This window comes from Pseudoalteromonas sp. Isolate6, from assembly GCF_022398435.1.
GTDB lineage: Bacteria > Pseudomonadota > Gammaproteobacteria > Enterobacterales > Alteromonadaceae > Pseudoalteromonas > Pseudoalteromonas galatheae.
In genome coordinates, this window is the sequence record NZ_JAKEVK010000119.1 from 1 (window position 1) to 14,051 (window position 14,051).

General features: G+C 42.1%; 11 protein-coding genes. 8 read left to right on the forward strand and 3 right to left on the reverse strand.

Features of this window, described 5'->3' with window-relative positions; genetic code table 11:
• Nucleotides 1-114: 114 nt before the first annotated feature.
• On the forward strand, nucleotides 115-543 hold the full coding sequence (locus tag L1D50_RS15185) for an organic hydroperoxide resistance protein (RefSeq protein ID WP_010604667.1): 429 nt from the start codon (nucleotides 115-117) through the stop codon (nucleotides 541-543).
• Nucleotides 544-783: 240 nt separating this feature from the next.
• On the opposite strand, the gene L1D50_RS15190 is transcribed toward L1D50_RS15185, so the two are convergent.
• The 3 genes from L1D50_RS15190 to L1D50_RS15200 all read right to left on the reverse strand — a co-directional run bounded on the left by L1D50_RS15190 (nucleotide 784) and on the right by L1D50_RS15200 (nucleotide 4,784).
• Nucleotides 784-1,227 carry a hypothetical protein gene (locus tag L1D50_RS15190; protein ID WP_128726046.1) on the reverse strand — a complete coding sequence of 148 codons (444 nt, stop codon included), beginning with the start codon at nucleotides 1,225-1,227 and terminating at the stop codon, nucleotides 784-786.
• Between the two features lie 244 nt (nucleotides 1,228-1,471).
• Nucleotides 1,472-3,622 (reverse strand): ATP-binding protein, encoded by a 2,151-nt coding sequence (locus L1D50_RS15195; protein ID WP_239966330.1) that lies wholly within the window; start codon nucleotides 3,620-3,622, stop codon nucleotides 1,472-1,474.
• Nucleotides 3,597-4,784, reverse strand: coding sequence for an extracellular solute-binding protein (locus tag L1D50_RS15200; protein ID WP_239966331.1), 1,188 nt, complete (start codon nucleotides 4,782-4,784; stop codon nucleotides 3,597-3,599). The genes L1D50_RS15195 and L1D50_RS15200 overlap by 26 nt, the downstream gene beginning before the upstream one ends.
• A gap of 236 nt (nucleotides 4,785-5,020) precedes the next feature.
• Between L1D50_RS15200 and tmk the strand changes: the two genes are divergently transcribed.
• The 7 genes from tmk (at nucleotide 5,021) to L1D50_RS15235 (ending at nucleotide 13,966) form a co-directional block, all read left to right on the forward strand.
• Nucleotides 5,021-5,674: a dTMP kinase gene (gene tmk, locus L1D50_RS15205; protein WP_239966332.1), complete on the forward strand. Its 654-nt coding sequence runs from the start codon at nucleotides 5,021-5,023 to the stop codon at nucleotides 5,672-5,674.
• Nucleotides 5,667-6,575: a DNA polymerase III subunit delta' gene (gene holB / locus L1D50_RS15210; protein WP_239966333.1), complete on the forward strand. Its 909-nt coding sequence runs from the start codon at nucleotides 5,667-5,669 to the stop codon at nucleotides 6,573-6,575. Before tmk ends, holB begins: the two co-directional genes overlap by 8 nt.
• 11 nt (nucleotides 6,576-6,586) lie before the next feature.
• The gene (locus tag L1D50_RS15215) at nucleotides 6,587-6,910 is read left to right on the forward strand and encodes a PilZ domain-containing protein (RefSeq protein ID WP_128726051.1); all 324 of its coding nucleotides are present in this window, start codon (nucleotides 6,587-6,589) and stop codon (nucleotides 6,908-6,910) included.
• Between the two features lie 7 nt (nucleotides 6,911-6,917).
• Complete coding sequence (locus L1D50_RS15220; RefSeq protein WP_010604674.1) at nucleotides 6,918-7,712, forward strand: YchF/TatD family DNA exonuclease; 795 nt, start codon at nucleotides 6,918-6,920, stop codon at nucleotides 7,710-7,712.
• Nucleotides 7,696-9,534 (forward strand): alkaline phosphatase D family protein, encoded by a 1,839-nt coding sequence (locus L1D50_RS15225; RefSeq protein WP_239966334.1) that lies wholly within the window; start codon nucleotides 7,696-7,698, stop codon nucleotides 9,532-9,534. Before L1D50_RS15220 ends, L1D50_RS15225 begins: the two co-directional genes overlap by 17 nt.
• 309 nt (nucleotides 9,535-9,843) lie before the next feature.
• Nucleotides 9,844-13,398, forward strand: coding sequence for an ATP-binding protein (locus tag L1D50_RS15230; protein WP_239966335.1), 3,555 nt, complete (start codon nucleotides 9,844-9,846; stop codon nucleotides 13,396-13,398).
• Between the two features lie 58 nt (nucleotides 13,399-13,456).
• Nucleotides 13,457-13,966, forward strand: coding sequence for a YgjV family protein (locus L1D50_RS15235; RefSeq protein WP_239966336.1), 510 nt, complete (start codon nucleotides 13,457-13,459; stop codon nucleotides 13,964-13,966).
• The last annotated feature ends 85 nt before the right edge of the window (nucleotides 13,967-14,051 follow it).

Consider the following 14,051-nt stretch of genomic DNA (forward strand, 5'->3'; position numbering starts at 1 on the left):
CTATTATTTTGTGTGCAAAATAAATATTGAATTGATTTTACTTCATCTAGAGTAAAGCCTCGCTGCGTTAGGGTGTAGGTGAATACTCTACAAGCATCAACTTAGGAGAACGAAATGAAAGAACTACAAAGTATTGCATATACGGCGAAAGCGACTGCCACAGGTGGTCGAGAAGGTGTGGCAAAATCTGACGATGGTCGTCTTGATGTTGCGCTTTCGACACCAAAAGGCTTAGGTGGTGATGATGGGCAAGGGACTAATCCAGAGCAATTGTTTGCAGCAGGTTATGCGGCGTGTTTTATTGGCGCATTAAAATTGGTGGCAGGCAAAGCAAAGGTGAAGCTGCCAGAAGACACACATATTAACTCTGAAGTGTCTATTGGGCCAATTGAAGGTGGCTTCGGGATAGCGGTGAAATTGGCGGTATCGGTTGGCGACTTAGACAAAGACACGGCGCAGTCACTCGTTGAAAAAGCTCACGAAGTTTGCCCATATTCAAATGCTACTCGTGGCAATATTGCGGTTGAGCTTTCAGTTATTTAACTAGCCTGAGGTTTGGATAAGGAATGAACTAACTAACTGTTTTTTAATCACCTTAAACTATCTTCTTACCTAGCCAGAGAGTTTTGAGGATAACAAGGCGAATTTACGTACCAATAGCTGGCTATTGGAAGTGAATTCAACGCAGTTAGCGTTAAAACTGGCTGCTAGAAAGGCATTAATTATCCGAAGCTCAGGTTAACTCACTTAAGTGGGTTAGAGCCAGTGTATTTTGACGCTGGCTTATGTGTTTTCTAAAGGGTCGGTGACTTTAAAGCAGTGAATATCACCACCCGTTCTAAAATCAACACGTTTAACTTGTTCAACGATTTCCACTGTATTATAGCCGTTGAGTAAACCAAACATCGCTGCTTGCTGGCCCGAGCCGATGGCATAAGATTGCGCTAAGGGTTCGGATTTATAGGTGCCCCTTTTTACACAACCATACCAAACGCCTTTTTTGGGGTGATATTTAATGAATTCCAGACTCTCAATCGTATCAAACTGATTATTTGAAAAGTTGTGCTGCAAATTGTATATATCGCATGTTTGCCCGGTGCAAAACACTCTCCAGCCGTGATAATCAAACCACTTTTGAGCGTTATCGGTAACGATGATCTTGTCGGTAGTGGTTCTACTATCACAGGCTATTTCTGCTGTTTTCGCGTTATAGACAATGGTTGTCATTCCTTTTGACTCCTATGAAATTACATTCGATGAAACTAGTGCACGTAAAAATGCAGATGGTATAAAGACTTGAATGCTAATTGAATGTTGCACTAGAAGAAGTTTACCTGAGGTGAATGTCTGCGCTTTTTAGTTTCAGACAAGGATTATAAGAATTTTACGATGTTATTCAATTGTAACTAAGTGAGCTTTCTTCAATTTAGCTTATTACATCTAGCCAACTAAAATGGGGCGAAATTGACCGTTAACTCACAATCGTATTTATCACTTCATAAAGTTTTTTCATATCTATCGGTTTTGCGACGCAATTATCAAATCCAAGTTGCTGATAATTTTCTAAATCTCCCGACATTACATTGGCTGTGACGGCAATAAGCGGAGTTGTTTTATCTTGTTTTCTGACTTCTGAGCATACTTTTAGGCCATCTTTTTTTGGCATCTGAATATCGACAAAAAAGATATCAGGTTTCAATTCGTGATAAAGCTCTATCGCTTCTTCACCATCCTGAGCTATGACAAGATTCGCTTCAGTTGGTTTAATCATGGCACTAAATATTTTTTGATTTAGGGGATTATCTTCAGCGAGTAGCAGGTTTTTATCTTTCAAGGCGGGTATAGCATGCAAGTCTTGCATGATAGATTGTTCAGGTGCTTCGCAAATCTCGAGTACGAGCTCAACTTTAAACTCACTGCCAACGCCTTCTTTACTCGTAACCGTAACACGACCATCCATTAGCTCGGCGAGTTGTTTAACAATTGCAAGTCCAAGCCCAGTACCACCATATTTTCTGGTGGTCGATGAATCCGCTTGCTGAAAGCGAGTAAATAACTTCTTGAGCGCAATTTCAGAAATACCTGCGCCGGTATCGATTACACGTATGGAGAGGTGTTTACCGCCATCTTGAAGTATAACGGTTACCGCGCCGTCACTGGTAAATTTAACGGCATTGGATATTAAATTTCGTAGTATTTGCTTTAGTCGCAGTGAATCTCCAAATCGGTAAGGGTTTGCTAGGTCCTCAGTCTGAATAATCAGGTCAATTTGCTTGGTGCTTGCAGCATGGGCAAACTCTTGCTTTACTTCAGTGACAATATTTCTAATATCCACCGTTGCTGACTCCATTTTTAGTTCACCAGCTTCAATTTTAGAGAAATCAAGTAAGTCGTTGAGTAGGCTAAGTAATGTTTCTGTGGACGTCATGCCTTGTGCAATTAGTTCCTTGGAATCTGCTGCACTTTTATGGTGCTTCATTAACTGAAATACCCCATAGATGCCGTTAAGTGGGGTTCTTAATTCGTGGCTCATGTTCGCCAAAAAGTGACTTTTTGCCCGCTCTGAACTTTGTGCTTTTACTTTTTCACTTTCAAGCGAGCTGATCTGCTCTTTGATTTGCTTCGCAAGTTGGTTAAGGGTCATTTGAAGTGTTCTTAATTCTCTAAATTCAAAATCGCTTTTCGCAGAAACGTAATGCCCTCGTTTCAGTCGTTCACAATGACGTTCAAGTGCTTGCATCGGATTGGTCAACCGTTTTGCTAATCGGCGTAAATACCAGGTAAGTAATACCACTAGCATCAACCCGATAAACACGATGTATAACACCGCGCGTAAAATATCGTTACTATATACTTCGGCTTCTCGTTGTAGCTGTAAATCAAGTTCAACAAAATCGTCTTTTAGTGAATAAACAGCACTGCGGTATACACCTTCAGTGGCATCTGATGAATGTGTACCCTCAAGTACAAGGTCTTGACTGGTGAACCAGATAGAGCCTTTTTCCTGATTGGAATCTAAAAATGGTCCGAGATCGACTTCAAGGAAAAGCACACCTGTATATTTATAAGGACGCATTAACGACGATAATTTTTGTCTAAGGGGAATGGCGAGAAATAGCTTGGCCTGATCCGACGGTTTCTTTTCAAGGCTTTCAACAGGGACAACCAGTTTGTCGATTTTCAATGTGCGTCGCTGCTGCGAGAGAACCTTGTTTGTATGCTCGCTAAATACGGAATTGTTCCAACGTAGGGTATCAAAAGGATATCCCTCGACGGTAAACACTGAGCCGTCGTTGATAAACGCAGACTTCACCATGTCGGTATTGTCGACTAAGTTAGTTAGCGCCTTAACTGCGTGTTGAGTAAACAGTAGATCGTTCGGTAAGGTAGATAAAATATGGTCTTCACTTAACGGTGCAACTTGATAGATCAGCTCATTGACTTGTGCTTTAAAGTCGTTGATAAGACTTGCGCCAGTGCGTTTCACGTCTTCTTGTTCTAAGGTTGCCTTTTGTTGCATCAGGGAAAAACCAACCATCGCAACCAGTACAATGAGGAAGAGAGAGAATAATGCCGTAATTTTTCTTTTTATTTCATCAACGATGCTGCGATTTGCTTTCATTCTGTCCCGACTTTGTGACAATAAATTGCATATATTGCGTCGTTTCTTCGACACTATACACACCACCTAAATAGCGTGTTAGTCCCTTTAACATGGCTTCCCAAATATAGGCCATAATTGGTTCATTGGGTTGTGGATAGGTTTGTTGTAAAGAAGCGATCAGTTGAGAAAGTGCCTTGTCGCCGCGTTTTGTAAGTTCAGCCAAACTTTCACCGTTTGCTGGCAGCGCATTGAGTTCATCCCACAGTTTATCTTGTATCTTTTGGCTTTGCATAAAGTCAACAAGCTGCTTTAGATACGGACCTTTTCTAGAGTCTATGCCATTGGCAGGAAAAGCCAGTACATGAGACGATGCGAGAGATATTAGTTGATGATTTCCCCATCTTGGTAAAGGCGCGATGGCTAAATCGTCTTTCAGCTTATCTTTAAGTTGACGATATGCCCAAATTCCATTCACAAAATAATCGAGCTTGCCAGTTTTAAACCGACTCATTAAGCATTGGTAAGCACAGTCAGCGTCTATGACGTCACTGTTGAGAAGTGATTGATAATTGGAAATTGCGAGGCGCATCGCTTTGGTGTCAAGCTGTGGTACGCCTGCCTGGATGAGGTTAGGCTGAAGTGCATTCGCAAAGGTCACAAACCAATACATTTCATAAAAATTCCAGCCGAGCGTAGGTTTGTCTGCAACAGTTTGTTGGGTGTAGCTTTGTAAGTCGGTAATTGGATGTGGCGCAAGTGCGCGGTTGTAATAGAGTATTAGGTGGTTACCGTACATAATTGGTACACCCTTAAGCTCGCCATTGACCTTGCTGTTTTCAATGACTTTCTGTGTGAGCTTATTGCTTAACCAAGACTTTGGTACCTGAGAAAATTGCAGTTCCGTCAATCCCATATAATCGCTGGGAATAATAACAGCATCTGGTAACTGTAAGGCATCTGCATACAACAATAACTCACTTTTCAACTGATTGTTGTTAAAGGCAAGAATGTTAACTTTAATACCCGTTTTTTCACTGAACTCTTCAAATAATGGCTGAAAATCAAAGTTCTCAAGTCCAACCGCAACATCTATCTCTGGCCGTTCACTTGCACGGGCGCTTACTGGGTTATAAACCAAAAGAAGTAACATGAACACCAAGCAAAGCATTTTACCTAGCATATCAATACGCTTCCTTTACGGGCCTGAAAGACATTTTAATGTTGCTCGGCATTAGGCGTATCTTACATAAACTAATCGGATGTGCTTGTTATTGTAGACCAAATTTCTCTGATTTAAATTCTTTTCAGAATGACAAATTCCATTTATTGGACCATTCAACTCTATTTCAGTCGTGAATAATTCACTAAAACACGATAAAATAACAGCCAAATAAGAACGATGAGTACATCCTTGCTATGAAAAAAGGGTTTATGCTGGTCTGCGATGGCAGCAATGGCGCAGGAAAAACGACGGTTATAGCCGGATTGGAAGCGCATTTAAAACAACGCGGTATTGAAGTTGTGATGACTCGTGAACCCGGTGGAACAGAGATCTCAGAGAAGATCAGAGAAATCATTCTAGATCCCTCAACCCCCGAAATGACAGACATGACGGAGCTTATGTTGTTTGGGGCCGCGCGTGCTCAGCATGTTCGTGAAAAAATTATTCCAGCACTCGAGCAAGGCAAAGTCGTTATTTCTGATCGATTTGACGCTGCAACTTTTAGTTTTCAACACTATGCAAGAGGGCTAGATCTTGCCACCATCACAACCATTAATCAGCTTGCGCTCGGCGGCTTTCGTCCAGACATGAATTTGATTTTGGACTTGGATCCCGAAGAGGGCTTAAAGCGAGTCAAATCAAGAGGTGAGGGGCTAGATAGGCTTGAGGATGAAAAGCAACAATTTTTGCAGCGCGCACGTGAGGGCTATCTCGTTCAAGCGAAAAATGACCCTGAACGATTCACTGTGATTGATGCCAGTCAAAGTAAAGCACAAGTACTTGAGCAAAGTATTGAACTGCTTGATAGCTTGATAACCAAACACTTAACAGTGGATGGCAATGAATAATTTGCTTCCAAGTTGGCACTGCAGCGCTTTGAGTTATCTTGCTCGGGCACAGCAAAATGGTCGTTTGCACCATGCTCAGTTGCTATCGGGTAAAAAAGGAGTGGGAAAGTCTCTGCTTGCGGCGCACTTGGCAGATGCACTTTTGTGCTTACATCCGCAAAATCTTACTGCCTGTGGGCAATGTAAGTCGTGTAACTTGAACTTAGCTGGTAATCACCCAGATAGACTGAGTGTCGTGCCTGAGGGAAAATCAATCGGGGTAGATGAAATTCGAGAAATTACGCATTTTTTGAACCATTCTGCGCAGCAAGGCGGTAATAAAGTCGCGTTGATTGAACAAGCGCATCTGATGACCCGTTCAGCCGCTAATGCGCTGTTAAAAACACTTGAAGAGCCAAATGCTAATCGTTATTTGGTTGTTACCAGTGATGACGACAGTAAGTTACCTGCCACCATTTTGAGCCGTTGTAATAAAGTGGCAATTCACTCTCCCAAACAAGCAGAGGCTGCGCAGTGGCTGGCTGCTAAAAATGTCGCTTGTGATTTTCCTTGGTTTGATGAATTCTCTCTACAGCCCTTTATTATCGAAGCGTGGCAACAAGAAGGTGTGCTTGACGATGTGACTGCGCTTTATCACGCGGCGAATCAATTAACAGCAGAAAGTGCGCAAATGGTTGAAAAGATTTTATTAAAGCAAGGCGCAATGAGCGATGTATTCGCCCGTTTTTTGCTTAACCGTCTCAAAGGGGCGATGACACAAGGAAATGGCTTGAGTTTTACCCAGTATCAAGACTTAGTGAGCTTGATACATCGGTTTATGTACGAACAGAAAAATGTGTTAGGGTTAAATCAAAACCTTAGTATTTCTAATTTACTTTTTGCCTTACAAAAACAGCTATAAAGAGGTGGCGCATGCAAGAGTTACTTGCGGATTTTGAAGATTTAGATGAGCTATATCGTTGTTATATGCCATTTCTGAAATCCGGTGGCATATTTATCAAGTCCAATGCCCATTTTGATATGGGGCAAGAATTAAAGCTCAGAGTCACCTTGCCTGACGCTCTAGAAGCGGACGAAGTCAACGTAGTGGTTGCTTGGTTAACACCGCAAGGTGCACAAAATTCTAATCCTTCGGGTGTTGGTGTTGCGTTTGTAGACGCGCCAGCTCTGAACGATAAAATAAATAAGCTTTTGGGTGCGACTTTGCATTCAGATAAACCAACTTACACCATGTAGAGCCAGTATGATTGTAGACTCTCACTGTCATTTAGATAGACTTGATTTTGAAAAGTTAGGCCTAAGCCTTGAAGAAGTACTCAGTAACGCGAGACAAAAACAAGTAGAACACTTTTTATGCGTTAGCGTGACACTAGACCAATTTCCATCGATGTTAGAAAAAATAGCCCATTTTGATGATGTTTCTGCATCTTGTGGGGTACATCCATTGGATCAAAAAGATAAACTGGATGTTGAAAGGCTAGTGCAACTAGCAAGTAATGATAAGGTCGTTGCTATTGGTGAAACTGGATTAGATTATTATTATTCAAAAGATACGCACCAGGTACAGCAAGAAAGCTTTGCTGGACATATCGATGTGGCTAACCAGTTGCAAAAACCACTGATCATTCATACTCGTGATGCAAAAGCAGACACGATAGACATCATGCGTGCCCACAATGCGCAAAATTGCGGTGGTGTGCTGCACTGTTTTACCGAAGATTGGCCGATGGCAAAGCAGGCATTAGACCTTGGTTTTTACATTTCAATCTCTGGTATTGTGACGTTTAAAAATGCGACGGCGCTTCAGGAAGTTGTTAAGCAAATCCCTATGGACCGATTGCTTATTGAAACCGACTCACCTTACCTTGCACCTGTACCACATCGTGGTAAAACTAACCAACCTGCTTATGTACAAGACGTTGCATATTATATTGCTGACTTAAAAGGGGTGAGCTACAAAGCGCTTGCAGAGCAAACCACGAATAACTTTTACTCTTTATTTAATTTGGTGAAACGCCAAGATGGTAGCACAACTTAATCAGCTACCTCAGGTGTTGATGGGCCCGCTGGTTCGCCGAGCTGAGCAGAATAAAATTTGTATTCAGGTAGTTACTTGTGAAGCCGTGGATATCTCGGCTTCGTTATTGGCCCATCAAAGTCGATGTGAGGTTGAGACATTTCAGCTCGGTGCAGCCTGCTTTTTGCATTTTTTGCTGATATGCAGCGAGAAGGCTCTGCCAACAGCGCAGCTGCTCGAGTATCAAGTGCTTATTAACGGTGCCGCGTATAAGCCAGATTATCTGCGTTACGGAGAAGAGCTCAGCTTTGCGATACCTGCTGTGCTCAACCAAATACTACATGGCTCATGCCGTAACCCGCATCATCACGCTAAAGACAGTTTACATACTGCGGATCAGTGGCAGGAGCAGCAGCGCGAGCTTGGTGAGGTAGGTTCTGATTTGTGTATTTTTTCTGGTGATCAGATCTACGCAGATGATGTTGCCGGCGCCATGTTGTTGGCTATTCACCAACTTATAGCAAGGTTAGGTTTGTTCAGAGAAACCAACTTGCCAATGCACCTACCTGCTGATCAGCAAGCTCAACTTTACCATCGTCACTTATATCTACCGAAGACGCCATGGCAGGAGCGCTCAAAGTTTTCACCGGGCTATTGGTTTCGAAAGGATGAACCGCACTTTTCTAGTGTTAAGGCCTTTAATCACCTCATTTTCTTCGAAGAGTTTGTCGCCTGTTACCTGTTAAACTTCTCTCATCTTGCTTGGCAGTTGGTTAACTTTGACGCCCTTCATTATGACGGTGGAAACGACAAGGTTAGGCGAATATTTGAGTCCGAACTTGACGCGCTAAAAGGCTTTGTTGAAACGTTGCCTAGTGCTGAGCGGCTGTGCGCGAACGTGCCCATTTTAATGATGTTTGACGACCATGATGTAACCGATGATTGGAATTTAACGGCTAAATGGGAGCAGGCAATTGCAAACCATAAAGTGAGTCGCCGCATAATTAGTAATGGCATCATTAGCTACTGGCTGTTTCAAGGTATTGGTAATGATGCGTTTAAGTATAGCGGGGCGCTGACATCAGGCTTTAATTCAAGCCTGATTGACAATGAATGGCACTTTTCGGCGTTTGACAAACAAGTTCGTCGATTCACACACTGGCACTATTGTTTAGATACGTTTCCAAAAGTGGTGGTGCTAGATACCCGTACACATCGCTGGCGCAATGAACAGGATTTTAATGAGCCGAGTGGCTTACTCGATTGGGAAATGTTGATGGAGTTGCAAGATACGCTTATCGACCATAGTGCGGTATTGATGGTAAGCCCAGCGCCAGTATTTGGGGTAAAGGCAATCGAAACCATACAAGCTGTATTTAATGCGTGTGGTGAGCCGTTAATGGTAGATGTGGAAAATTGGATGGCGCATGAAGGGGCTGCGAAAAAACTCATAGAAATTTTTAAGCGCCCAGATACACCCAAAGAAACCATTATACTCTCCGGCGATGTGCATTATTCGTTTTGCTTTTCGGTTCAGGCTCGTTTTGGTCGTCATGATAACCGCATTTGGCAGTTAACTGCATCAGGGATAAAAAATGAATTTCCAAAGCCGCTTATCAATATTTTAGATAAGATGGACACGATTTTGTATGCCAAATATAGTCCTTTGAATCTCTTTACAAAACGTTGGCAGCTATCTGTAAGTAAGCATCCTTCATCGCTAAAAAAACATGGTTACTTGGTGTCTGATTCTGCGATTAGCTTAGTAACGCTTGAAAACGGCTTGCTAGAGAAGTATGAACTACTGCACGGTACTGGGATCCACAGTCATTTTGAGTTGTAAGATTTGAGGGTTGAATGAATCGTTTTCTGCGATTTATAGCTAAGCGTAGCTAGTTGAAGCTTTGCTTTCCTGAACCTAGCGGCTAGCGTTAAGTACCAAATCCACCAAAAAATCATTGTTCTTTTTCACTTTTGCTATAGTTAATATAATGCGGGCTAACATCTCGACTATATGACACCACTCAAGCACATGTACCTGTTCGTTGTACCATGCAGCACACTGAAATGGTTTTGTGTGTTGTTGTTATTGTTGTCACCGAGCTTTCCTTGTGTCGCCAATTTTCCCGAGTTTAGTGATACGGCGCAGATTATGCGACGCTATGACTATAATTCTGGTCTCAGTCAAGTCACCATCACTGCCATTACGCAAGATCAACTCGGGTATATTTGGGTTGGTACTCAGTCCGGCCTAAATCGTTTTGATGGTCACGACTTTGTTCAATTTGAAGTAAAACAGAACTCCAAACATCATCTCTCCGGTGGTTTTATTACCTCACTATGCCACAGTGGCAAATATATCTGGATTGGAACAAGCACAGGACTTAGCATTTACGATACTGAAGCGGGGACCTTTCGCTCTATTTTAGCTGCACAAAATGAGGCAGTTAGTTCTGATAGGGTCAAGAAAGTGGCCTGTTATGGTGAATCAGTCACTGTGTCAACAGAGGAAGGCGATGCTTACCGAGTTAACTACCAAACCTTGAAGCCTGAAAAGCTTTATTTAATTGGAGCATTTGTTCGTGAGGTTCAAGAAACGAGGGAGGCGTTTATTTACCTCAATGCGGATGGCTTAGTCAGTCAGCCAAAAGACAAGGTCGGTGCGAATGTATTGCTGGAGGGAGAGTTTAAAACACTGGCGCTGTCTCACGGACGAGTATTCGTTGTTGATGCGGATGATAAAATCATTAGTTTTGACACTCAGTTTAATAAAGTGCAATGGCAAAAGTCGGTCAGCGCGAAAGTAAATCTTAGCATTCATCAAATTAAAGTAAGGGCGAATGAAATACTCGTCGCAGCTAATACAGGCGTATTTATTCTAGACTTGCAAGGCAATATTAAACGTCATTGGTATCGTCGTGCAGAGCAATATGACGGACTGCAAGACAATAACGTGCTAAGTGTTCAACGAGATAGAAATGGCGATTTGTGGATTGGTACAGAATCTCAAGGGTTACACTTTTTTAGCCAACTGAGCGAGTCGTTTGGCCATGTTGGAGAACAAAACTTTCCACATGCCCCTTTGGGGCATCCTGATGTCAGAAATTTCGCGTTAGATAGTAGTGAGCGCTTTTGGATAGGCACGTCATCTGGCTTGTATATTTATCAAAATTCAAGCTTTATTGAAGCGCATCGGATTTTTCCAAGTTTGTCCGCCATTAAAGGAAGTTTTATCACTCAGGTAAAAATTTACGATCATACTTTGTGGGTGACAACGAGAGGAGACGGTGTTGTCAGGTATGCCCTAACTGAAGGGGAATATAGTCACTTAATGCCAGACTCCGATAATGGACCAGAACTTAGTTTTAATGATGTCATCGAGTATCAATCTCAGATTTTAGTAAGTTCAAGGACGCTAGGTCTAATGAGGTACGACGAAGAGTCGAAAATGTTAGTACAGTTTTTTGAAAATCGTCCAAATGCGCCTTCGCATGTGTCTTCGTTTAAAGTGGTCGGGCAGGACTTATGGTTCGGATCGATAGGTGAGGGCCTGTTTAAGTTTAGTAAAGGTCAGCTTCATAACCTCACCACGCAGGATGGCTTAAAGTCTAACTTGGTTTTTATGATAGATGAAGATCCGTGGCAACGTATCTGGGTTGCGAGTGAAGCGGGGATTAGTTTAGTTGATAAACAAATGAAAGTTATTCGAACTATTGGTGAACAAGAGGGACTAGGAAACCAAGCAGTATGGGGGCTGGTTTACGATGACTACGAGTACATGTGGCTTGGCACCAGTGGTGGGCTGTCGCGCGTAAATGTAATGGATTTTACCATTGACAACTTCCTACCTATTGACGGTGTGCAAGCGCATGAATTCAACTATAATGCTGCTTGGAAAGCCCCTGATGGCAGAATCTTTATGGGAGGTGCTAAAGGGTTTAATCAGTTTTTTCCTCAGAATGTATCAATTTCAAACACCGCACGGCCTATTTTGGTCTCTACAATCGAATTATTGGGTGAACCATTGAAGCCAAGTCTCGATGGGATCCTTACTGTTGCGCCAGAGCTGGCGGGGTCATTGCGACTGCGCTATGACCAAAATATCATATCCTTACAATACTCTAGTTTAGACTTTGGCTCTGAAAAGCTGAATTTTTATTATCGTGTTAAAGGGCTAAGCGATAAATGGTTAAAACTTGCAAATGGAACAAGGCAAATAAATTTACTCCAGCTTGAGCCAGGCACCTATCGAGTAGAAACCTATACCGTTAACCGTTTTAATATGCAGTCTCCAGTTCATGAGTTTAGTATTCATATCGATGCCCCAATTTGGTGGAATACGTACTCAAAGGCTCTCTATACATTCATCATTGTGCTTATTATCGCTGCATTTGTTAGAGCGAGACAACAACGGTACCAGCAAGTGCTGCGGGATAATCAGAAAATGTCCGCGCTTCAAGAGCGGTTAGAGTTGTCGTTGTGGGCAAGTGGTGATGAACTTTGGGATTGGCATGTTGAGTCCGGTAAAATTTATCGTTACAGCGTGAATCCAAGGATCGACTTTAATGAACTCCAAGATAAACTTATTCTCAATGAGCTTGACCAGTTTGTACATCCTAAGGATTGTGTGTTACTTGAGGAGTGCCTCCAGTCCTGTGTCGACGGTAGTGAAGACGTGTATGAATTGTCTATTCGCGTCAAAGATCAACAAGGAAAGTGGATCTGGGTATTAGATAGAGGAAAGGTGGTGGCACGAGACGATAACGGCAGAGCAATACGGATAGCGGGGGCATTGAAAGATATTGCTGATCTGAAAGCACATCAACAAGCTTTGCAGTCGCTAAATGAGCAACTTGAGATAAAAGTCGCGATGCGTACCGATGAGCTTTATAAAAAGAACCAGAAACTCGAGAAAGCAATGTTTGAGTTAAAGCAAGCACAAGAAGACTTGATTGAAAGTGAAAAAATGGCCTCGTTGGGTGTTGTGGTTGCAGGGGTTGCACATGAAATCAACACACCGTTAGGTATTGCTATCACAGCACTTTCGCACAATGAAGATTGTTTATCTCAGCTGGTAGAAAAACTTGAGAATAAGACACTTAAGCAAAAAGACTTAGTCACTTCCATCGATGCACAGCAGGAAGGGTACCTACTGATCAGTCGCAATTTACAAAGAGCAGAAAGTCTTATCAGTAATTTTAAGCAAGTCGCGGTGGATCAATCAAGCGAGACCGAACGCGATATTAACCTACTCGAATATATCAATGATGTATTCGAGTCGTTAAAACCATTGGCTAAAAATAAAGAAGTATATTTGTCTATCGAGGGTAATGCTAAAGTCAATCTCTCTACCTATCCGGGGGCAGTTTATCAAATAATGGCAAACCTATTTAACAATTCTATTATCCATGGGTTTGAGGGAAGTGCATCTGGCACTGTTAACGTGTTAGTCGAGGCTACAGATAGCTACTGGTCTATCGTATACCGCGACAATGGTGTCGGTATGGACGAAGCAATGCAAAAAACGTTATTTGAACCATTTGTTACGACAAAGCGTAATCAAGGCGGATGTGGATTAGGTATGCATATTGTTTATAATTTAGTAACGCAACTTCTAAAGGGCGAGATCCGCTGTAAAACGGCGAAATTGCAAGGTGTCGAAATTACGATAAAAGTACCGTTAAAGAAATTAACGACTGAAAATTAACTTAGGTGAATTACTGCTAGCGAATTGCTTGTGACAATGCTTCTTTTAGGAGTTTGTCATGTTCTTATTATCTCAGTTTTTGGTTGCCCTTGCTGTTTTACTCGATCTCGCGTCATTTCAATTTATGAAGCGACAGCAGGTGCTATTGGCACTAAGCGTGTCGACTGCACTTACTGCAATTCATTTCTATCTACTCGATGCTATTGCTGGCGCATTGCTTATGGCGGTTGCGAGCCTTAGATATCTAGTGTTTATCAAGTCGCAGTCAAAGCGCTTACTTATCGGTTTTCTACTACTCAATACCGTGCCACCTTTAGTACACTTAAATGCAAATTACGAACTTTATGCTGTTTTTGGTAGTGTTTTATTGACATTTGGTGCATTTATTCGCGAGCAGGTGGCATTTCGGTGTGTGATGATGTTAGGTACTGTGTGCTGGTTGATACATAATTGTTATATCGGTTCACCCATGGCGATTGTGTTAGAAAGTACTTTTTTGGTGAGTAACTTGATTGGGCTAGGGCGAATTTATATGAAGTATAAAACGAGTAAGTTGAAGGCTGAGTAAGCCGCTCTGACTAGCAGCCGAGTTAAAGTGGATCTAATTTTACTGGTATGGACACCAATCAAACTAGATTAAGTTTTAAATATAT

Bases quoted from the DNA above. Each gene is read 5' to 3' on its own strand.
- L1D50_RS15225 (WP_239966334.1), top strand. From the start codon at position 7,696: ATGGTAGCACAACTTAATCAGCTACCTCAGGTGTTGATGGGCCCGCTG.
- L1D50_RS15220 (WP_010604674.1), top strand. From the start codon at position 6,918: ATGATTGTAGACTCTCACTGTCATTTAGATAGACTTGATTTTGAAAAG.
- L1D50_RS15185 (WP_010604667.1), top strand. From the start codon at position 115: ATGAAAGAACTACAAAGTATTGCATATACGGCGAAAGCGACTGCCACA.
- L1D50_RS15190 (WP_128726046.1), bottom strand. From the start codon at position 1,227: ATGACAACCATTGTCTATAACGCGAAAACAGCAGAAATAGCCTGTGAT.
- L1D50_RS15215 (WP_128726051.1), top strand. From the start codon at position 6,587: ATGCAAGAGTTACTTGCGGATTTTGAAGATTTAGATGAGCTATATCGT.
- L1D50_RS15200 (WP_239966331.1), bottom strand. From the start codon at position 4,784: ATGCTAGGTAAAATGCTTTGCTTGGTGTTCATGTTACTTCTTTTGGTT.
- tmk (WP_239966332.1), top strand. From the start codon at position 5,021: ATGAAAAAAGGGTTTATGCTGGTCTGCGATGGCAGCAATGGCGCAGGA.
- holB (WP_239966333.1), top strand. From the start codon at position 5,667: ATGAATAATTTGCTTCCAAGTTGGCACTGCAGCGCTTTGAGTTATCTT.
- L1D50_RS15235 (WP_239966336.1), top strand. From the start codon at position 13,457: ATGTTCTTATTATCTCAGTTTTTGGTTGCCCTTGCTGTTTTACTCGAT.
- L1D50_RS15195 (WP_239966330.1), bottom strand. From the start codon at position 3,622: ATGAAAGCAAATCGCAGCATCGTTGATGAAATAAAAAGAAAAATTACG.
- L1D50_RS15230 (WP_239966335.1), top strand. From the start codon at position 9,844: ATGCGACGCTATGACTATAATTCTGGTCTCAGTCAAGTCACCATCACT.